The organism is Streptomyces misionensis (assembly GCF_007896895.1).
Classification (GTDB): domain Bacteria; phylum Actinomycetota; class Actinomycetes; order Streptomycetales; family Streptomycetaceae; genus Streptomyces; species Streptomyces misionensis_A.
The window spans coordinates 21,483-40,790 of the sequence record NZ_VOGW01000048.1; the positions used below are offsets into that span (position 1 = coordinate 21,483).

Below are 19,308 nucleotides of genomic sequence, written 5' to 3' on the forward strand. Positions count from 1 at the left end.
CCGGAGCCGCCGGCCGGCTGGGCATCGACATCGGCGGCACGAAGGTGGCGTTGCGCGTCGAGCACGACCAAGGTGGCGTGGAGGAGTCGTCCTTCCGGTGGGCCGGCCAAGCCTCCCGCCCCGACGACGATCTCGGCCTGCTGGCCCGGCACGTCGGGGAGTTGTGCGCGGGGCGTCCGCAGGGGCTGCGCGGCGTCGGGGTCGCCCTTCCGGCCACGCTCGACGCCGCCGGCACGGTCACCGCCTGGCCGGGCCGCCCCGCCTGGACCGGGTTCGGCCTGGGCGCCGCCCTGTCCGCGCTCTTCGGTGCCGCCGAGGTGGCATGCGCCGACGACGGTGACCTGGCCGCCCTCGCCGAGGCGGACGCGGCCGGCTGCGCGGACCTCCTCTACCTCGGCGTCGGCACCGGTGTCGGTGGCGGTCTCGTGCTGGCCGGGCGCCCCGTTCCCGGCGTGGGGCGCGGTTCCTGCGAGGTCGGCCACCTCGTCGTCGACCGCGACGGACCCCTGTGCGACTGCGGACGGCGCGGCTGTGTGCAGGCGACGGCCTCGGGCCCGGCGACACTGCGCCGCGCGGCCCGGAACCGGGGAGCGGAGGTGCGGTTCACCCCCTTCCGTCAGGCCGTGGCCGACGGCGAGCCGTGGGCCGTGGCCGCGTTGCGGGAGAGCTGCGCCGCGCTCGCCGTGGCCGTGGTCGGCATCTGCGAACTGACGCGCCCCGCGCTGGTCCTCATCGGCGGCGGCTTCGCCGCGGCCGTGCCGGACCTGGTGCCGATGGTGGCCGAGCGGACCGCGGTCCTTCAACGCCCAGGGCACCCGCTGCCCCCGGTACGTCCCGCGCTGCTGGGCGGGCTGTCCTCCCTGCATGGCGCGGTGCTGCTGGCCCGGGGCCTGCCGGCGGGGTAGTTCAGCCAGGTGTCCGATCCATCTCGGTCAGTGTCGCGGCAACGGTCTCCTCGGGCACCCCGGACACCAGCCCGGGGCCGTCCGGGCCGTCCAGGACGAAGGTCAGCCCGTGCGTCGCCTTCTTGTCCAGCCGCATCACCTCGATCAGGCGCCGCGCGTCGACCCCGGCCGGCAGCGCGGTCGGCAGGCCGTAACTCCGCACCACCGCGAGGTGTTCAGCCGCGCGTGCCGCGTCGATCCGGCCGAGCGCCAGCGCGAGACGGCCCGCGAACACCGTGCCGACCGCCACCCCCTCGCCGTGCTTCAGCGTGAAGCCGGTCACGATCTCCAGGGCGTGTCCCAGCGTGTGGCCGTAGTTGAGGATGTGCCGGCGTCCCGAGTCCCGTTCGTCGGCTGCGACCACCGACGCCTTGAGTGCCACGCTCGCCGCGATCTGCTCCGGCAGCGGCAGCCCACGCAGGTCGCCGGCGCCGATGAAGTGACAGCGGGCTATCTCCCCGTATCCGTTGAGCATCTCCCGCTCGGGCAGCGTGCGCAGATGGTCGGTGTCGCACAGCACGGCGGCCGGCTGCCAGTAGGCGCCCAGCAGGTTCTTTCCCTCGGGGAGGTTGACGGCCGTCTTGCCGCCCACGCTGGCGTCCACCTGGGCGAGCAGTGACGTCGGCAGGTGCACCACGGGCACCCCCCGGTGGTACAGCGCTGCGGCCAGTCCCACGACGTCGGTGGTGGTGCCGCCGCCGCAGGAGACGACCGCGTCGGAGCGGGTCAGCCCGAACCGCACGAAGGCACGGCCCAGTTCCTCCACGGTGGCCAGGGTCTTGTCCGCCTCGCCGTCCCGGGCTCGCAGCACCATCGACGGCACCCCCGGGTCCGGCAGCCACTCCTCCGGCCGCGCGGACACCATCGCCACCCGCCGCACACCGAGCCCGGCGAGGATTCCGGCCAACGAGTGCCGGACGCCCGGCCCGATGTCGACGGGGTAGGAGCGCTCGCCGAGTTCGACCATGACACGGGTGTGCGGCTGAGGCGACGCCGTCATGCGCTGTCCGCCCTTCCTCATACGATGCCCGGCCGCCCACCGGCACCGGTCCCGGCACCATGCCTACCCGGACGCGCGGGGCGGTCAACCGCCTTCCGCCTGGGTGCGTGTCCGCCGGCCGACAGCCGCACGACGTTCTTCATTCCCTGCGGCGGGCTGTGGATCGAGTTCGGGACGGGCCGGCTGAAAGAGATGCCGGGGGAACCGTCGGGCACGGTACCCCGGGCCGTGATGTCGATCACTGCCCCTGGCGCTCTTCACCTGGCTCTCGTAGGAGTACATGTGGTCCCCCATGCGACCGTCACCGTTGGTGGCGAAGAGCGCCTGCCGTGAGCACGTCGCGAGGTTCCGTTCCCTCAGATCCGTTCCCGATCCACTGAGGACGGCACCGAGTAAGCGGCAGACGTTGATCGAGATTCGGGAGTTGAGGCAGGCGGGCCAGTGGGCGCCCGGCGATTCCGGCATCCGCCCCGGTGGGCGCTGCCGAAGGTCACGGCGCCGGATGCCCATGGCCGGACACGGCTGTCAACTCCTCGTCCGCCCACTCGGCGAGGGTGGTGACCGGGATGCCCAACTCCCGGGCGAATTCGGGCCGGGCGGGCTGGAGGACCACGTTGTTCCACTCGTGTCCGGCTCCCCACATCGGCATGCCCGCGTCGAGGGCCTCTTCCAGGCTCATGGAAGGCGCGCTCACCGGCACGCCCCAGGCGGCGGACAAGGTCTGCGCGATCTGTTCCATCGTGCGCAGGTCACCGGCCAGTTCCAGTTCCACCTGGTGGAACCGGTCGGGGTCTCGGAGGGCGTGCGCCACGGCCGTGCCGACGTCCCGCACGGCCGCCAGGGCCAGTTCGGTATCCGGCTTCAGTACCGTCAGCAGGCCGCCGCGGGGCCCCCGGGGCGCCAGCAGGGGCAGATTCTCCATGAAGAAGGCGGGCTTGATCACCGTCCAGCGGGCAAAGCCCGCAGCGCGTACCGCCTCCATGATCGCCTGCTTGGTGTGGAAGTAGTCGGCCATCGCCGTCCAGCGGCCTTCGGCCCAACCGGGGGCCTGGGTGTGCTCACCGACTCCACTGGTCGAGGACTGCACGAACTGCCGCACGCCCTCGGCCTTCGCCGCATCGATCAGGTTGGTGGCCTGGGTGAGCTCGCCCGCGAAGTCCACACTGGTCTCGGTCATCGGCGGCATCTGCACGGAGAACACGGCGCGGACCCCCTCGACCGCCGGGCCGAGGGTGGCCCGGTCGGAGAGGTCCGCTCGCACCAGCTCGGCGCCCAGCGCCTCGATCGCCCGTGCGGGCTTCGACCGCGGATCGCGTACGAGTGCACGTACGGGTATCCCGGCGGCCAGGAGGGCGCGAGCTGTGGCGCCGCCCTGCCGGCCGGTGGCTCCAGTGACCAGGACGGTATCTCTGTCGACGGGCATGGTACTGCTCCTCACGAACCGGAGAAAGAAAACGGCGGGGCCCGCCGTTTCGTCTGCCGCTACGATATGGCGGGGCCCGCCGATTAGCAATGGGGAGATCATGACCGGCCAACGCTCAGACGCCCGACGCAATTACCGGCTCATCCTCGCTGTGGCCGAAGCCGAGGTCGCCGCGCACGGTGCCGACGCATCCCTGGAGCAGATCGCCCGGCTCGCAGGCGTCGGATCGGCGACCGTACGCCGCCACTTCCCCACCCGTCGGGCCCTCCTCGAAGCCGTCTTCCAGGAGCGCATCGAAGTTCTGTGCGAGCACGCCCACCGGCTGAGCGCGGCCGAGGACGGCCGCACCGCCCTCTTGGAGTGGCTCCGTGCTCTCGTTGACTATGCGATCTCGGCCCGCGGATTCGCCGACGTCCTCAGCTACGAGCCCCCCACCGAAGGAGTCTCCCCGCACTCCTGTGGCAAGAGGATCGAGGCGGCCGGGAATCCCCTGCTGCAGCGAGCCATTCGCGACAAGGCGGTCGCACCGCATGTCACCTTCCACGACCTGCTGACCCTCGCCGTCGGTATCGCCCTGGCCACCGAGCATCACGAGGACCCCGACACCCAGGCCGGCCGCCTCTTCCGCCTCGCCGTGGAAGGGCTCAGCCCCGGGCACGGCACCGCCGAGGCGCCCGGGAACGATCTGGCTGGAACGGAGGCAGGCACGGCCTCCGAGTGATCATTGGGTGCCGAATCCCTGCTCACCATGTCGGTGACCAGCGGGGATCCTCCACCCGCGGCCAGCGATGGGGAGTCGGGTGGCCGCGTGTTTCGCCACCGTCGGTCACGGTCTCCGGTAGCTCAGGCGTGTGCACCCGCACCCGGCTGCGCTGAGATCGTGCGGGCCCGGTTCTCACGGATCTCGTCGTGGTGGGCGGCGGCCCAGCCGACCAGGGACGTGGCGATCTCGTGGAGGCCGCGGCCGAGCGGGGTCAGGGCGTACTCGACGCGCGGGGGAACTTCGGCGTAGGCGGTACGGGCGACCAGGCCGTCCTGCTGGAGTTGGCGCAGGGTGAGGGTGAGCATGCGCTGGGAGATCCCGGGGACTTGGCGCTGCAGCTCGGTGTAGCGCAGCGGGCCCGGCTCCAGGACGGCGATCAGCAGCAGGCTCCACTTGTCGCCGACGCGGTCCAGGACCTCGCGGATGAAGGCCATGTGCTCGGCGGGGATCGCCGCGCACGGCCCGATCGCCGCCGCCCCGACCGCCTTCGCCCCACCGGCCGCCTTCGCTGCGCGGGTCTGTTCCATGACGCACATTCCTCTCCGGCACGCACACGGGTGTGCCTTTTGTACCGCCTTCCATACTGGTCCACCATGGCGTTACGAACAAGTCGTAAGAATTGGAGGTGCGCCGTGAGGGTGGACATCTGGTCCGAGGTGACGTGCCCCTGGTGCGGGCTGGGCCATCACCGCCTGGAGCAGGCCGTCGAGCGGTTCGAGCACGCGGGCGGGGTGGAGGTGGTCCACCACTCGTTCCCGCTCAGCAGCAGCTTCCCCGAGGACCGCACCTTCTCCGTCCGCGAGGCTCTGCTGCGACGGCACGGTGTGGGCGGCGGTCAGGCCGAGGCGTCGACCCGGCGGATCGAGGCACTGGCCGAGGCCGAGGGCCTGAGCCCCTACCGGGTGCTGGACAACCAGGTCGGCAACACCGACCTGGCCCACGAGTTCCTCGCCCACGCCTCCGCCCGGGGCAAGAACCGCGAAGCGTGGGACGCGATCTTCGACACCTACTTCGGCAAGGCCGAGCCCGTCTTCTCCCCGGACGACCTGCTGGCGCTGTCCGACACCCTGGGCCTGGACCGCGAGCAGACCCGGCAGGCCCTCGCTCAGCGACGCTACCGCGAGCAGGTCCGCGACGACGCGGCCCGCGCTCAGCGCCTGGGCGCGACCGGTGCCCCGTTCATCGTCGTCGACGGCCGCTACGGCGTCCCCGGTGCCCAGGACAGCGGCACCCTGCTGCACCTGCTCCGCACCGCTTGGGACGACACCCACCCCCTCACCCCCGTCGCGGGTGGCGGTGACGCCCCGGTCTGCGGCTCGGACGGCTGTGCCGTCCCGGCACACGGCTGAATCCCCGTAGCCCCCGTGATCCGGAAGCCGGGAGTCCGATGTACGTCCTCCTCCTGATCCCTCCGAATCCGTCCCCGGCCGGCTCCCGCCGCCCGGCCCTCCGCCCACGAAAGGCGATGACTTCCCATGACCGACCTGCTCGTCCTTGGCGGCAGTGGCCGCACCGGCACCCACGTCCTGGCGCAGGCCGCCGAACGCGGCCACCGCGTCCGCGCCCTCGTCCGCGACCCCTCCGCCGTCCACGCCCCGACCGGTGTCGAGCTGATCCAGGGCACGCCCGCGAACATCGACGACATCCGCCGGGCCGCCCAGGGCACCCGGGCGGTGATCAGCGTGCTGAACAACGCCCGCGCCTCCGACAACCCCTGGGCCAAGCCGGTCAGCCCGCCGATGTTCATGACCGACGCCGCCCGCAACACCCTGACCGTGATGGCCGAACAGGGCATCCGCCGGATCGTCCTGACCTCCACACAGGGCGCAGGCGACGACTGGGCCCGCCTCAACCCGCTGGTGAAGGCGTTCATCAACCTGTCGAACATCAAGGTCGGCTTCACCGACCACACCGGCGTCGACCAGGTCGTGCGCGCCTCCGACACCGACTGGACCCTCGCCCGCGCCGTCGCCCTCAGCGACAGGCCCGCCACCGGCCCCCTGCGCGCCGGCGACGCCACCGCCACCACGCCCGGACGCCGGATCAACCGGGCCGACCTCGCCCGCTTCCTCCTCGACTCCGTCGACGAGGAGACCTGGATCCGCCGCGCCCCGCTGGTGTGGAACGCCCGCGGCTGACCCAGCCCACCTCGAACCCCTGCCGAACAGCCAGAACACCCCAAAAAGCCCGAGGAGACATCCCCATGCCCGACACGTCCAAGGTCATCGCCGTCTTCGGAGCCGGCACCGGGCTCGGCGCCTCCGTCGCCCGCCGCTTCGCCCGCGAAGGCTTCCGCGTCGCCCTCGTCGCCCGCCGCAAGGACCGCCTCGACGCACTCGTCGAACAGCTCATCGGCGAGGGCATCGACGCGGCCGGATTCACCGCCGACCTCTCCAAGCCCGCCGAGGTACCCGCCCTCATCGACGTCATCCGCGGACGGTTCGGCCGGATCGACGTCATCGAGTACGGGCCGATCAGCGGTGAGCAGAGCTTCGCCCCCGCCACCAAGCTGGACGCCGTCACCCTGCAGAAGGACAGCCCTCTTCTCCTGTTCACGCCGGTCGAGGTGGTCCGCGCGGTGCTGCCCGAGTGGGCCGAGCGCGGCGACGGCGCGTTCCTGATGACCACCGGCCACACCGCCGTGGAGCCGCGGCCGTACATGAGCGGCGTGGGCCCGCTGATGTCCGCCGCCCGCAACTGGCTGCACTCCCTCAACGGCGAACTCGCCGACATCGGCGCCTACGCCGGCACCCTTTCCATCGCGGCCTTCATCGCCCGCAGCGAGATGGGAGAGATCGCCGCCGCATCACTGCCGGAAAGCGTCGGCCCGCTCGTCGGCCCCGACGACCTCGCCGAGCACTACTGGGACCTGTACACCAAGCGCGACCGCATCGAGCAGGTCCATCCCGAGCCGACCGCCGGGTAACCGCAGTCCGGGTCCCTCGCCACACGGTTCGGGTCATCCCTCGGCGACGACACCCTGCGTACAGGCCAGCCCACCGGTGGGGAGTCCAACCGGCCGTCCGTGGGGACCGCCCGCCGGCGGGGAAGGCCAGGTCAGGTGGTCCGGTTTCCGTAGACGCGGTAGCGCTCGGCGTCGGGCCACCTGACCTCCAGGCCGAGGCCGGGCCGCGAGGTGTCCGGGCGCAGGGCACCCCCGTCGGGCGACAGCGTGCCGTCGAACAGCAGGTTCTCGAACCGCACATGGTCGTGGAAGTACTCCAGGTGCCGCAGCCGGCGCACGGCGCAGAAGGCGTGGGCCGAGACGGCCGGGGCGCAGTGGGCGGACAGGTCCAGGTGGTGGGCCGCCGCGAGGCCGGCCGCCTCCAGTAGACCGGTGATGCCTCCGCAGCGGGTGACGTCGGCCTGGAGGCAGTCCACGGCGAGGCCGCCGACGAGATTGACGAAGTCCTGCGTGGTGTAGGCGTATTCGCCGGCCGCGATCTCCAGCCGGTCGGGGCCCCGCTCGCACAGCAGGCGCAGACCCTTGAGGTCGGCGGAGCTGACCGGTTCCTCGAACCACCGCACGTCCCACTCCTCGTGGAACCTGCGTGCCCAGTACAACGCCTGCTTGCGGCCCAGCGCCCCATTGGCGTCGGTGAAGATCTCCGGTTCGTCGCCGATGGCCCTGCGGACCGCCGCCAAGCGCTGCGGGTCGTCCTCTGGGTGCCGGGAGGTCTTCAGCTTCACGCGCGGGATGCCCTGCTCCACCCAGCCGGTGAGCTGGTCGGCGAGGCGGTCCAGGGGGTAGTTCGTGAAGCCGCCGCTGCCGTACACCGGCACCCGGTCGTGGTACGCCGGGAGCAGGTGGACCAGCGGCAGGCCGAGGAGCCGGGCCTTGAGGTCCCACAGCGCCACGTCCACGGCGGAGCGGGCCATGGCGCCGACGCCGGGGCGGCCGGCATTGCGGATCCGGCGCCCCATCAGCTCCCACAGGGCGGCAGGTGCCGTGGCGGCCTGGCCGTCGATCAGCGGCGCGAGTGCGGAGTCGACGAACGAGGCGACCGAGACGTCCCCGTAGGTGTACCCGAGGCCCGTACGACCGCCGGCGTGCACCCGGACCAGGACCATGGTGGTGGAGTCCCATTCCAGGGTGCCGTCCTGCTCCTTGCCGTCCGGGCCGTCGGTCGGCACCTCGAAGGCGTGCACGTCCACCCCGTCGATCCGGCACGCCACCGGATCCGGTCCGGCGCCGGTCCGCGCGCCGCTCATCGGTGCCGTCCGGGCAGGTGCTCGGCGACCTCGGCGAGTTTCTGCCGTACGCCCCTGGTGGCGATGCCCACCCGCCCTGGGTCGTGGACGGCCGCCTTGGCGGCCATCTCGCCCTGAGCGAGCATGGTGTGCGGCGCGATGGGCGCGATCTCCTGGTCGGCCTTGGGGAACGCGATCACCCGCCGGTCCGGACAGGCCAAGCGAGCGGCGATCGCGTACGGCGTCCCCGGGCCCATCGTCGCCGGTGTCCCCGACGGCGACGCCCGCATGCCCTGGCGCGGTTTCAGGTGCCGCGCCCACCAGTCGGCGCCCGGACCCGAGCCGGTGCCGCGGTACTCGGCGGCGATCCGGTGGGCCACGGGGATCAGGGTACGGATGCCCCGCTCCCGGGCCGCGTCCCGCTCGCGCCCCGGAGGGCGCCTGCCGATCCGCCCGACGATTTCGTCGATCCGCGAGGACGTGAGCGCGTCGTCGGTCTCAGGCCGCCCCGGCGGGCGGAGGGGGGTCAGGGCGTTCATGTCAGCCTCTGCGCTGGCGGGCTTGCTGGGCTGCACCATGGGTTTCCCGATTCCTACGGTTCACGCCGAGATCACCCGCCCGGCGAGGAGTCCGGGTGGACCCGCGATCGGAATGGGTAATTCCGGTTTCGCGGGTACTGCGGCAGCCGCACCCTCCGGCCGGAAGGGGTCCGCCGCGGACCTCATCGCACACTCGCCCGCCCGAGGAAGCCGGCGACGGCCGCCACGACCGCGGTCCGCATCGCCTGGGGTGCCGCCCTCGCCGCGTTTCCCACGGACTGCACGCGGCCACGGTGGCCGGGCCGGCGCTGGACAGCGAGCGGTGGCGCGCGGCGGCCTGCGTGGACCTCGCGGTCGCCGCCGCCTTCACGGCAGCCGGGCTGCGCGCCACCCGGACAGCGGTACCGCCGGGCTTCTCGGTACGCGGCGTCAGTGCGCCGCGACGCTCAGGCTCCCTGTCTGCGTTCTTGCAGGTCAAGCGACATTTTCACACTCTACAGCGGGTCGCGTGACCGCTGGTGGGTCGGGTCTCGCGACAACGGCACGATCCCGGTCCTGCATATGCCGCCCCGAGAGGGATATCCGCATCTACGTGGGAGCCCCGATCCGGGGTGACACAGCGGAACGGAAGGAAGACCTCGTGGGCATCATCGCCTGGATCCTGATCGGCCTCATCGCGGGTGCCATCGCGAAGGCACTGACCCCCGGCAAGGACCCCGGCGGCTGCCTGGTGACGATGCTGATCGGCATCGTGGGCGGGCTGCTCGGCGGGTGGCTGGGCAAGGTGATCTTCGGGGTGCACTCGATCAACGGTTTCTTCAGTCTCTCTACGTGGATCGCCGCGATCGTGGGTTCCGTGATCGTGCTGCTGCTCTACCGCCTGGTGACGGGACGCTCGCGCTGACCGCGTGGACGAGGAGGGCGGCTCCCCCGGGAGCCGCCCTCCTCGTGTCCGCGGGTCTTCCGCGGCGAGCCATGTCATCGCGCCGTCAGCGGCGGGTCAGCAGTGCCTGGCACCGTGGTCGTCGTGAACGGCACGGGCCTCGCGAAGGTCCGGCCGGGCGCAGGGAGAGGTGCCCGGAGTGGTTGAACGGGGACCGGCGAGCACGGCTCGGAGGTCGGGTCCGCGAGGACCCACGCAGGTTCGAATCCTGCCCTCTCCGCGCGTGGACGGCCCGCGTGGGCGGACGGTGGCCGCCGTCCGGACCCGGATGCCGTCACATGATGTGCTTCAGCAGCGCCGCGACCGCGGGGGGCGCCTCGCCCGGCGGCCGTACCACCATGACCTTCCAGTTCGGGGCGTGCCGCCGGAACGGGTGCTGGCGCAGGTCGCCGAACCGGTCGGCGATCGATCTGGGCATGATGCACACGCCCAGGTCGTTGCGGACCAGTTCGGCCGCCGCGACGATGTCGTTCACCTCGAACGTCGTGCCGCGTTCGACGCCGGCGGCGCGGAACGCCCGGTCGACCGCGTAGCGGATGGCCCAGCCCGGCGAGAAGTCGACCATGGGCAACCGGGCGATGTCGGCGAGGTCGACCTCCTGCTCCGGATTCATACCGGGGAGCTCCCGGTGGGACGACGCCACGAGCACCATGTCCTCGCGGGACAGCAGGCGCGTGGTCAGTCCGCGTTGCTGTTGCCGGTCCAGTGCCACGACCGCCAGGTCCACGGTGCCGTCGCGCAGCGCCTGGCGGATGTCGGCGACCGCGGCCTGCCGCAGTTGCACGACCACGCCCGGGTGCTCGGTGCGCAGCGCCGCCAGGGCGTGGTGCAGTCCCGCCCATACGCCTTGCATGGTGCCGACCGTGACCCGTCCGCGGAGCTGTCCCTTGACGGCGTCGACCGCTTCCCGGGTGAGTTCGGCGGCGCGGAGGGTGGCCCGGGCGGCGGGGACGAAGGCCTCGCCCGCCGGGGTCAGGGCGACGCGGTGCGTGGTGCGGTCGAAGAGGGGGGTGCCCAACTCGCGTTCCAGGGCCCGGACTGTGCCGGACACCGCGGACTGGACGACGTGCAGGCGCCGCGCCGCCGCCGTGAAGCCCCCCGTGTCGGCCACCGCGACGATGACTTCCATCTGTCGCAGATCCATCATCAGCTCCCGCTCACCCAGCGCTTCGCCCGGTGCGAAGACGGCCGTCACCGCTGCATCGTAAGCGGGTACGGGCGGCGGACCGCCTGCGGGACAAGGAGGCCCCGGTGCCGTCGTCGCCCGCCCGGCGGTTGCGGCGCGGGAGCCGCAGGGCCTCCTCCGGAACGGTCTCCCGGGGCCTACGGCGTGGCTTGCGCACGGGGACCGGCCTGCGGGGCCCGCTGGGTCCGGCGCCACCCACCGGGGGCACGCCGTGGACGGCTCGGAACGTCCGGCGGGAGTGAGCGGCGCCGGCGAAGCCGCCCCGATGGGCCGGCGCGGCGATCGTGAGGCCCCTCGTCGGCGCGGCAGGTCGCGTCGGCATGCTTCCAGGCGCCGGCACACGGGCCGGAGGGCGACCAGGCCGGCCGCTCGGACATGCGGGTCGGCGGGTTCGGCGGGCGGGCCGCTCAGCAGCCGTCGAGCAGGCGCCCCACGACGGTGTCCCAGTCGATCCACCGGTTCTCCTCGCCGGGCGGGACCGCCACCCAGGTGCGCACCAGCCATTCGCGCAGCGGCTGGCTGGGGACGTCCAGCAGGACCGACGCGGTGCCGTCACGCAGGAAGAGCCGGGCGTCGGGCCTGTCGTTGCAGCGGCACGGCGGCCAGATGCGCACGTCGCCTTCTCCGGACGCCCGGTGCAGACCCGACTGGAGGAGATCCCGGGCGAAGGACCACCGGGCGCGGCGCCGGCCGTCGGGCGTGGGCAGGTCCAGCAGCACGGCGAAGGGCTGGAGCCGGTCGTAGGACAAGTGCACGGTGACCGGCACCGTCTCGGTCCGGCCCCTCACCAGGGTGGCCGCGACGGTCATGGCGATGGCGCCATCCGGTTCTCGTACCCCCTCCTCCGGAAGCGGGTGCTGGTTCATGTCGGTTCAACCTTGATTTCTTTCGGCCATGCATGTGTCAGGACAACCGGACGTACGGTCGGCAATGGCCGCCGGCTCTACCGAAGCGCAATCCCTCGTCATTACCGTAGGTTCCGGCGGCCGGGGAACTTGTCGGCGAACGCACAGACCGTTGCCCGGGGAAGCACTTCTGTCCGGTCGCGCCCGCTCTGCGGCGGGGCCCGGGGCTACGCTTCCCACCTGGTCGGCGTCATCTCCGATCAAGATGACTGACTTCGCGAACCATCGCGCCGGGAGCGGAAGAGCCGAGCCCGGCCAGACGCTTACACCTGCGTGACGGCACCGAAGAAGCTGCCGGCCCACCGCACGACTCCGTTCCGAGCCGGCTCACGGCTCACCCGTCAAGAAGGTGCACATGTCTTCCGCGTCAACCGATGCCCACAGCCACCGCCGGCCCGAGACCGCCGAGGCCCCTGACGCCGTGCCGGGCTGGCTGGTCGCGCTTCTGGCGGTCGCCTCCGGCATGACGGTCGCCAACCTCTACTACGCCCAGCCCCTGCTGTCCACGCTGAGCGACGTGTTCCACACCGGCACGGCCGCGGCCGGCACCTTGATCACCCTCACCCAGGTCGGCTACGTGATCGGCATGCTCTTCCTGGTCCCGCTCGGGGACCGGCTGGAGAAGCGCAATCTGATCGCCGTGATGCTGGCGGTGACCACCATCTCCCTGCTGGCGGCGGGGCTGGCCGTCGACTTCCCCATGCTGCTGATCGCGTCGCTGGTCAGCGGCGCCACCTCGGTCGTCGCGCAGATACTGGTGCCCTTCGCCGCGAGCCTCGCGCCCGACCACGCCCGGGGCCGCATCGTCGGCCGGGTGATGAGCGGCCTGCTCACCGGCATCCTGCTCTCCCGCACGCTGAGCAGTCTGGTCTCGGACCTCGCGGGCTGGCGCGTCGTCTTCCTCGGGTCCGCCGTCCTGATGGCGGTGCTCGCCGTGGCCCTGCGCGCGGCCCTGCCGCAGCACGCGCCCACCACCACCCTCCCCTACCCCGAGGTGCTGCGCTCCACCTTCCGGATGGTGCGCACGCACCCGGCGCTGGTGCGCCGCGGCCTTTACCAGGCGGCCATGTTCGGCGCGTTCAGCGCGTTCTGGACCACGGTCTCCTTCGTCCTGACCGGCCCCCGCTTCCACTACTCGTCGATCGGAGTGGGTGTCTTCGCGCTCGTCGGCGCGGCCGGCGCGGCCGTCGCACCGTTCGCCGGGCACTGGGCCGACCGCGGACTCGTCCGCCCCGTGACCGGCATCGCCTTCGTGGTGGCGGCCCTGGCGTTCGCGCTCGCCGGGTTCGGCGGACACAGCGTCGTCCTGCTCGCCCTGGCCGCGATCCTCATCGACATGGCCGTCCAGACCAGCCTCATCCTCGGCCAGCACACCGTCTACCAGCTCGACCCCACCGCCCGCGCCCGCCTCAACAGCGCCTTCATCGCCATGTTCTTCGCCGGCGGCGCCGCCGGTTCCCAGCTCGGCTCCGCCGTCTACCACGCCGGGGGCTGGACCGGCCTGACCGTCCTCGGCACCGCCCTCTCCCTCGTGGCCCTGCTCTACTGGGGCACCGAGCGCCGGAACCGTGCGGCGGCGGACGGGGGCACGGCGAGCCGGTGACGCCGTCGCCGTGAGTGGGGTACGGGCGCGCGGGACGGCGCCCGTACACACGACTGACAAGAAGCTGTCACACTCGACCGGAATGCCGGTCCGGCGGGGGCCCGTTCTGATGGGTATGACTGTTGGAGTAGCACTCGACGCCTCCCACGCGCACAACCAGGTCGACGCCACCGTGCAGCTGGCCCAGGAGGCCGCGGCCGCCGGTCTGCGGTCGGCCTGGTTCGGCCAGACCTTCGGCGCGGACTCGCCCCAGCTCGCCGCGCTCGTCGGGCGCGCGGTACCCGGACTGCACGTGGGCACCTCCGCGATCCCCGTCTTCGGCCGGCACCCCCTGCTGGTCTCCAGCCAGGCCCAGACCGCCCAGGCCGCGACGCACGGCCGCTACCACCTCGGGCTGGCCCTGGGCACCAAACTGCTGACGGAGACGGGCTTCGGCCTCCCCTTCGAGCGCCCCGTCGCCCGCCTCCGCGAATTCCTCGTCGCACTGCGGCAGCTGACCGAGACCGGCACGGCCGACTTCCACGGCGAGCTGCTCACCGCCGCCACGCCGGTGCCGGCGCGGGTACCGGGCGCCGAGGGCGGCGTCCCCGTGCTGGTCGCCGCGATGGGGCCGCAGGCGCTGCGGGTCAGCGGTGAGCTGGCGGACGGCATCCTGCCGTATCTGGCGGGGCCGCGCGCCCTCGCGGAACACATCGTGCCCGCCCTGACCGCGGCGGCGCAGGCCGCCGGCCGTCCCGCTCCCCGGATCGTGGCCCTGGTGCCCGGCGTGGTCACGGACGACGTGGACGCGGTGCGGGCGAAGGCCACCGAAACCCTCGCGTTCTACGAACAGATCCCGTCCTACGCGCGGGTCATCGAGCTCTCCGGTGGCCGCCGGGCCGCCGACCTGGCCGTGATCGGCGACGAGAAGGCCGTCGAAGCCGAAGTGCGGCGCTACCGCGACGCCGGGGCCACCGAGGTCGTGTTCACCGGTACCGAGATCGCCGGAGACGCGGACCGCCGTCGCACCTGGGCGCTCCTCGGCGAACTGGCCGGATGAGCGGGCCCGTCGGCACCGGCCCCGCCGGACGTCCTGTCCCCCTGTGCGAGGCCGGGCCTCGCGTGACGAAGGAGAACCGATGACCACCGAGGCCACCACGACGGACCTCCAGGAGTTCACCGAGAACTGGCTGGAGTGGTACCGCGCCCAGGAGGCCAGGATCGCCGACCCGCACGGGTTCCTGGCCATCACCAACCTGCACTGGCTCGATGAGCGGCCGCGGCGCTTCCCCGACGCGCCCGGCGCATGGCGCACCGGCCCCGACGGGGTCGTGGTGGACCTCGACGACGGGGAGGAACTGGTCGTCGGCGAAGCGCCGGTGCGCGGCGAGCACCGCTTCGGCGTGCTCGCCGAACGCGGCGGCGTCGAGGCGGTCTGGGGTGACGCCGTCATCGAGGTCGCCAAGCGGGGCGGCCATGACATCGTGCGCCCCCGGCACCCGGACGCGCCGCTGCGCACGGCCTTCACCGGTACCCCCGCCTACGCCCCCGATCCGCGCTGGGCCGTGACGGGCCGGTACGTCCCCTTCGACGAACCGCGGCCGACCACCGTGGGCGCGGCCGTCGAGGGTCTCGAACACGTCTACGACGCCCCGGGCAGGATCGAGTTCGACCTGCTCGGGCGCCGGCTGTCCCTGACCGCGTTCCCCGGGCACGGCGCCGGCCGGCTGATGGTGCTGTTCACCGACGCGACCTCCGGGGTCACCACCTATGCCGCCAACCGGGTGCTGACCGTCGGGCCGCCCGCCGCCGACGGCACGCTCGTCCTGGACTTCAACCGCGCCGCGAACCTGCCGTGCGCCTACACGGATCTGGCCACCTGCCCGCTGCCGCCGGCCGAGAACCGGCTGCCGGTGGCGATCGAAGCGGGTCTGCGGATTCCCCGCGAGCGCGGCGGGTCCTGAGCCGGCGCGCCGGCCGCGGCGGGCGCTCCTCGGAGCGGGCCGGGCGGGGGGACGGACGGGCGCGGAACTCCGGCCGCCGTCCCCCCGCCCGGGGCGGTCACTTCTGCCAGCCGACCGTCTCCGGGAGCGGGTTGTAGAAGATGGTCGCGCCGACGTTGGCGAGTCCCTTCTTCACCCCGTAGGTCGAGGGTCCGCTGAACAGCGGGAGGAAGGCGTACTCCTGGAGCGCCTTCCGCTCGACCTCGTTGGCCGCCGCGGCCTGCTTGCCCAGGTCGGCGATCCTGCCGGTGGCCCGGATCTCCTGGTCCAGCGCGGGCGAGCCCGCACCGGTGAGGTTGGAGTCGCGGTCGGAGCAGTAGAAGTCGCACAGGTAGCGGGCGCCGAACGGGTCCATGGAGCGGTTGCCCGACAGGAGCAGGTCGAACTTGCGGTCGCTGAGGATCTTGGAGAAGTCCGCCTCGTCGGCCTTCCTGACGTCGAGGCGGACGCCCACCGGCTTCAGCATCGCCGCGAGGGCGCCGGCGGTCGCCTTGTCCAACGGGTCGTCGCCGAGGAGCGTGTAGCCGACTTCGAGCTTCTTGCCGTTCTTGACGCGTATGCCGTCGCCCCCGGGCTTCCAGCCCGCCGCGTCCAGTGCCTTCTCGGCGTCGTCCGGCGCGTACTTCAGCACGGCGGAGACGTTGTCCTCGTAGCCCTTCTGGAAGCTGTAGAGGATGGCGGAACCGGGCAGCGGCTCCTTGTAGTCCAGGCCCTGGAACCGGATCTTCGCGATCTGCGTGCGGTCGACGCTCTCCTCGACGGCCTTGCGCACGGTCCTGTCGGCGAGGACGGAGGACTTGGTGTTGAAGTACAGCGAGTACTCGAAGGGGCTTCCGCCGCTGCGGATCTCCGTGCCCGGGAGCCCCTTGATCTGCTTGAGGCTCTCGGCGTCGACCGCGGAGACGTAGTCGATCTGCCCGTTCTTGAAGGCGTTGATCGCGGCGGTCGATTCCAGGTTGACGTAGACGCGCTTGTCGAGCTTGCCCTTCCGGCCCCACCACTTCGGGTTGCGGACGAACGTGATGTCGCCGGAGTGGGTGTCCCACGTGCCGACGGTGTACGGCCCGGTGCCCCACTCGGGGTGGGCCTTCTTGACGTAGGCGTTGTTGAAGTTGCCGACCGTCGCGGCCTTGGGGTGCAGGAAGGTGGTGAACAGGCTCGACCAGGAGGGGTTCACTCCGCGGAACGTGATCACGGCCTGCTTGGCGTCCTTGCCCTTCGTCACCGAGGTGATCTGGTCGTAGCCGTCGGTGGAGGAGGCGGCGTAGGCCTTGTCGGAGCCGTTGTTGGCCTTCCAGGTGGCCCTGATCGCGGTCCAGTCGATGGGGGTGCCGTCGTTGAAGACGGCCTTGGGGTTGATGGTCAGCGTGACCCGCTGGTCGCCCCCCTCCACGGAGACCTTCACGTCGCTGAAGTAGTCCGGGTTGTACTGCACGTCGCCGGTCGGCGAGTAGGTGATCGCGTCGGCGTTGTACCAGGACCAGACGCGGGACGCGGTCAGCGTGGCGTTGACGTTGAACGGGTTGCCCTGGTCGTCGAAGGTCCCGACCGTGGTGTACGTGCCCCCGTCCTTGATCCGGTCGTACGGCGTGGGGTTGTAGTCGGCGGCGGACGACGCGGCCGAGGGGGCGTTCTTCGCGTCCGACCGCGCGGAGTCCTTGCCCGAGGAGGACTGGCACGCGGTGGCGGCGACAAGGACGGCGGCGGTCAGGGCGACGGGCAGGGCCGGTCTCGTGCGCATGGTGGAGGGTTCCTTAAGGAAGGGTGAGGGACAACATCGCCGGGCCGGTGCTCAGACGCCGTGGCAGGCGTATTGGTGGCCGGGGTGTCCGGCCGCCGGGGTCGGCACGGGTGGCTGGGTGCGGCAGCGGTGCCGCAGTTCGTCGTCGGCGTCGCGGTACAGCGGGCAGCGGTCGACGAAGACGCACCCCGCGGGCAGGCGCGTGGCGGTCGGCTGTTCGCCCTCCAGCACGACGCGTTCGCGGGTGCGTTCCCGCTCGGGGTCGGGTATCGGGATCGCCGACAGCAGCGCACGTGTGTAGGGGTGCCTGGGGTCGGAGAAGATCGTCTCGGTGTCCCCGGTCTCGACGATGTGCCCCAGGTACATCACCGCGATGCGATCGGAGATGTACCGGATCACGGCCAGATCGTGGGCCACCACGAGGTAGGCGAGCCCGAGTTCCCGTTTCAGCCGTGCCAGCAGGTTGATCACCCCGGCCTGTACCGACACGTCCAGGGCGGAGAGCGGCTCGTCGAGCGCGAGCAGCCTCGGTTCCGTGGCCAGCGCCCGGGCGATGCCGATCCGCTGGCGTTGGCCGCCGGAGAGCTGGGCCGGGAAGCGGTCGCCGACCGAGTGGTCCAGGCCCACCAGGGTGAGCAGTTCGCGGACCCGGGCGCGGATCGACTCGCGGTCGCGTCCGAGTACCCGCAGGGGTTCGGCCAGCGAGTGGAAGACGGGCATCCGGGGGTCCAGCGCGCCCAGGGGGTCCTGCATGACGATCTGTACGTCCTGCCGCAGCTCCCGTGTGCGTGCGCCGGACGCGGCCGTGCCGACGTCGGTGCCGGAGATCTCGATCCGGCCGCCCTCGGGCCGCCTGAGCCGCAGGATCTCCATGAGGGTCGTCGTCTTGCCGCTGCCGGACTCGCCCACCAGGCCGAGCGTTTCGCCGGCGCGCAGTTCGAAACCGACCCGGTTGACGGCGTGCAGCGTGCCGACGCGGCGCTTGAGGAGGGCCCCCTTGGTGACCGGGAAGGTCTTGACGAGGTCCTCGACACGGAGCACCACCTCGCCGGCTTCGGCACGCTCCGGTGGCGCCGGCCGGTCGGCGGCCGCGGCACCGCCCGTCAGGTCCAGGGTTCCGTCGGCGATCTCGGCGGCGCGCAGGCAGGCCACGTGTCCGTGTCCGGTGACATGGCGCAGTTCCGGTTCGCCGGAGCGGCACGCGTCGAGGGCGACCGCGCAGCGGGGCGCGAAGGGGCACCCGTCCGGGAGGCCCACCAGGGCGGGTGGTTCGCCGCCGATCGGGACCAGGGGACGGCGGACGCCGCTGTCCACGGTCGGCACGGCGGCCAGCAGCCGCGCGGTGTACGGCATCGTCGGGCGGCGGAAGAGCTCGCCGACGCCCGCGTGTTCCACGAACCGGCCCGCGTACATGACGGCGACGTCGTCGGCATGGCCCGCGACGACCCCGAGGTCGTGTGTGATCAGCAGGAGACCGGCGCCGGTCTCCTGCTGCGCCAGCCGCAGCACGTCCAGGATCTGGGCCTGTACGGTGACGTCGAGGGCGGTGGTGGGTTCGTCGGCCACGAGCACGGAGGGCCGGTTGGCGATGGCCATGGCGATGACCACCCGCTGGCGCATGCCGCCGGAGAACTCGTGCGGGAAGGACGCGGCCCGGCCGCGCGGGTCGGGGATGCCGACGAGGTCGAGCAGTTGCACGGCCTGGTCCCAGGCCGCCCGCTTGGTGAGGTCCTGGTGGGCCCGCAGGGCGTCGGAGAGCAGCCTGCCCACGGAGAAGATCGGCGTGAGGGCGGACAGGGGGTCCTGGAAGACCATGCCGATGGAGTTGCCGCGGATCCCGGAGAGCGCCTTGTCGTCGAGACCGACGAGGTCCTCGCCGTTGAGCAGCACCCGGCCGCGCACGTCGGCGGTGGGGGGCAGGAGGCCCATGATGCCCATCGCGGTCGCCGACTTGCCCGATCCGGACTCGCCGACGACGCAGAGGGTACGGCCGGGCAGCAGGTCGAAGTCGACGCCGCGCACCGCCTCGACGGTGCCCGCCTCGGAGGGGAAGGAGATCCGCAGGTCCCGCACGGACAGGACGGGGGC

Annotated in this window: 17 protein-coding genes and 2 pseudogenes; 10 read left to right on the forward strand and 9 right to left on the reverse strand. The window is 72.3% G+C overall.

Annotated elements, in window-relative coordinates; genetic code table 11:
- Nucleotides 1-29: 29 nt before the first annotated feature.
- A complete protein-coding gene (locus FRZ03_RS08420; protein WP_261398731.1) occupies nt 30-905 on the forward strand; it encodes an ROK family protein in 876 nt (291 codons plus the stop codon).
- Between the two features lies 1 nt (nt 906).
- Here the strand turns inward: FRZ03_RS08420 and FRZ03_RS08425 are convergent, their stop codons facing one another.
- Entirely contained in the window at nt 907-1,944 is a 1,038-nt protein-coding gene (locus FRZ03_RS08425; protein WP_146464542.1) for a 3-dehydroquinate synthase family protein, read from the reverse strand.
- Nucleotides 1,945-2,434: 490 nt separating this feature from the next.
- A complete protein-coding gene (locus FRZ03_RS08430) occupies nt 2,435-3,367 on the reverse strand; it encodes an NmrA/HSCARG family protein (protein WP_146464543.1) in 933 nt (310 codons plus the stop codon).
- Between the two features lie 100 nt (nt 3,368-3,467).
- Here FRZ03_RS08430 and FRZ03_RS08435 point away from each other — a divergent pair, with 100 nt between their 5' ends.
- Complete coding sequence (locus FRZ03_RS08435) at nt 3,468-4,088, forward strand: TetR/AcrR family transcriptional regulator (protein ID WP_146464544.1); 621 nt, start codon at nt 3,468-3,470, stop codon at nt 4,086-4,088.
- Nucleotides 4,089-4,210: 122 nt separating this feature from the next.
- On the opposite strand, the gene FRZ03_RS08440 is transcribed toward FRZ03_RS08435, so the two are convergent.
- Nucleotides 4,211-4,657: a winged helix-turn-helix transcriptional regulator gene (locus FRZ03_RS08440; RefSeq protein WP_146464545.1), complete on the reverse strand. Its 447-nt coding sequence runs from the start codon at nt 4,655-4,657 to the stop codon at nt 4,211-4,213.
- Between the two features lie 105 nt (nt 4,658-4,762).
- Between FRZ03_RS08440 and FRZ03_RS08445 the strand changes: the two genes are divergently transcribed.
- The 3 genes from FRZ03_RS08445 to FRZ03_RS08455 all read left to right on the forward strand — a co-directional run bounded on the left by FRZ03_RS08445 (nt 4,763) and on the right by FRZ03_RS08455 (nt 7,056).
- Entirely contained in the window at nt 4,763-5,479 is a 717-nt protein-coding gene (locus FRZ03_RS08445) for a DsbA family oxidoreductase (protein WP_146464546.1), read from the forward strand.
- 126 nt (nt 5,480-5,605) lie between these two features.
- Nucleotides 5,606-6,268, forward strand: coding sequence for an NAD(P)-dependent oxidoreductase (locus tag FRZ03_RS08450; protein WP_146464547.1), 663 nt, complete (start codon nt 5,606-5,608; stop codon nt 6,266-6,268).
- A 65-nt stretch (nt 6,269-6,333) separates the two neighbouring features.
- Entirely contained in the window at nt 6,334-7,056 is a 723-nt protein-coding gene (locus FRZ03_RS08455) for an SDR family NAD(P)-dependent oxidoreductase (protein WP_146464548.1), read from the forward strand.
- Nucleotides 7,057-7,187: 131 nt separating this feature from the next.
- Here the strand turns inward: FRZ03_RS08455 and FRZ03_RS08460 are convergent, their stop codons facing one another.
- Together FRZ03_RS08460 and FRZ03_RS08465 are read right to left on the reverse strand one after the other, a co-directional pair.
- The gene (locus FRZ03_RS08460) at nt 7,188-8,342 is read right to left on the reverse strand and encodes an enolase C-terminal domain-like protein (RefSeq protein ID WP_146464549.1); all 1,155 of its coding nucleotides are present in this window, start codon (nt 8,340-8,342) and stop codon (nt 7,188-7,190) included.
- Nucleotides 8,339-8,662: pseudogene (locus FRZ03_RS08465) on the reverse strand (thiamine pyrophosphate-dependent enzyme); the annotation flags it as partial. The pseudogene FRZ03_RS08465 and the gene FRZ03_RS08460, both read right to left, overlap by 4 nt.
- Before the next feature lie 838 nt (nt 8,663-9,500).
- On the opposite strand from FRZ03_RS08465, the gene FRZ03_RS08470 reads away from it, so the two are divergent.
- Complete coding sequence (locus FRZ03_RS08470; protein WP_146464550.1) at nt 9,501-9,764, forward strand: GlsB/YeaQ/YmgE family stress response membrane protein; 264 nt, start codon at nt 9,501-9,503, stop codon at nt 9,762-9,764.
- 163 nt (nt 9,765-9,927) lie between these two features.
- Nucleotides 9,928-10,023 (forward strand): annotated as a pseudogene (locus FRZ03_RS38905).
- Between the two features lie 54 nt (nt 10,024-10,077).
- Here FRZ03_RS38905 and FRZ03_RS08475 read toward each other — a convergent pair.
- The gene (locus FRZ03_RS08475; RefSeq protein ID WP_261398730.1) at nt 10,078-10,998 is read right to left on the reverse strand and encodes a LysR family transcriptional regulator; all 921 of its coding nucleotides are present in this window, start codon (nt 10,996-10,998) and stop codon (nt 10,078-10,080) included.
- 398 nt (nt 10,999-11,396) lie between these two features.
- Complete coding sequence (locus tag FRZ03_RS08480; RefSeq protein WP_146464551.1) at nt 11,397-11,855, reverse strand: SsgA family sporulation/cell division regulator; 459 nt, start codon at nt 11,853-11,855, stop codon at nt 11,397-11,399.
- 394 nt (nt 11,856-12,249) lie between these two features.
- Here FRZ03_RS08480 and FRZ03_RS08485 point away from each other — a divergent pair, with 394 nt between their 5' ends.
- The 3 genes from FRZ03_RS08485 (at nt 12,250) to FRZ03_RS08495 (ending at nt 15,440) form a co-directional block, all read left to right on the forward strand.
- Entirely contained in the window at nt 12,250-13,497 is a 1,248-nt protein-coding gene (locus tag FRZ03_RS08485) for an MFS transporter (protein ID WP_146464552.1), read from the forward strand.
- Nucleotides 13,498-13,612: 115 nt separating this feature from the next.
- A complete protein-coding gene (locus tag FRZ03_RS08490) occupies nt 13,613-14,536 on the forward strand; it encodes an LLM class F420-dependent oxidoreductase (protein WP_146464553.1) in 924 nt (307 codons plus the stop codon).
- A 79-nt stretch (nt 14,537-14,615) separates the two neighbouring features.
- Nucleotides 14,616-15,440 (forward strand): DUF1684 domain-containing protein, encoded by an 825-nt coding sequence (locus FRZ03_RS08495; RefSeq protein ID WP_146464554.1) that lies wholly within the window; start codon nt 14,616-14,618, stop codon nt 15,438-15,440.
- A gap of 97 nt (nt 15,441-15,537) precedes the next feature.
- Here the strand turns inward: FRZ03_RS08495 and FRZ03_RS08500 are convergent, their stop codons facing one another.
- Nucleotides 15,538-17,220 (reverse strand): ABC transporter family substrate-binding protein, encoded by a 1,683-nt coding sequence (locus FRZ03_RS08500; RefSeq protein WP_186785306.1) that lies wholly within the window; start codon nt 17,218-17,220, stop codon nt 15,538-15,540.
- A gap of 51 nt (nt 17,221-17,271) precedes the next feature.
- Nucleotides 17,272-19,308: dipeptide ABC transporter ATP-binding protein (locus FRZ03_RS08505; RefSeq protein WP_146464555.1), on the reverse strand; the 2,037-nt coding region annotated here is incomplete at its 5' end.

Coding starts and splice junctions, on each gene's coding strand:
- FRZ03_RS08495 (WP_146464554.1), top strand. CDS start 14,616: ATGACCACCGAGGCCACCACGACGGACCTCCAGGAGTTCACCGAGAAC.
- FRZ03_RS08450 (WP_146464547.1), top strand. CDS start 5,606: ATGACCGACCTGCTCGTCCTTGGCGGCAGTGGCCGCACCGGCACCCAC.
- FRZ03_RS08500 (WP_186785306.1), bottom strand. CDS start 17,220: ATGCGCACGAGACCGGCCCTGCCCGTCGCCCTGACCGCCGCCGTCCTT.
- FRZ03_RS08480 (WP_146464551.1), bottom strand. CDS start 11,855: ATGAACCAGCACCCGCTTCCGGAGGAGGGGGTACGAGAACCGGATGGC.
- FRZ03_RS08455 (WP_146464548.1), top strand. CDS start 6,334: ATGCCCGACACGTCCAAGGTCATCGCCGTCTTCGGAGCCGGCACCGGG.
- FRZ03_RS08430 (WP_146464543.1), bottom strand. CDS start 3,367: ATGCCCGTCGACAGAGATACCGTCCTGGTCACTGGAGCCACCGGCCGG.
- FRZ03_RS08490 (WP_146464553.1), top strand. CDS start 13,613: ATGACTGTTGGAGTAGCACTCGACGCCTCCCACGCGCACAACCAGGTC.
- FRZ03_RS08485 (WP_146464552.1), top strand. CDS start 12,250: ATGTCTTCCGCGTCAACCGATGCCCACAGCCACCGCCGGCCCGAGACC.
- FRZ03_RS08460 (WP_146464549.1), bottom strand. CDS start 8,342: ATGAGCGGCGCGCGGACCGGCGCCGGACCGGATCCGGTGGCGTGCCGG.
- FRZ03_RS08425 (WP_146464542.1), bottom strand. CDS start 1,944: ATGACGGCGTCGCCTCAGCCGCACACCCGTGTCATGGTCGAACTCGGC.
- FRZ03_RS08440 (WP_146464545.1), bottom strand. CDS start 4,657: ATGGAACAGACCCGCGCAGCGAAGGCGGCCGGTGGGGCGAAGGCGGTC.
- FRZ03_RS08435 (WP_146464544.1), top strand. CDS start 3,468: ATGACCGGCCAACGCTCAGACGCCCGACGCAATTACCGGCTCATCCTC.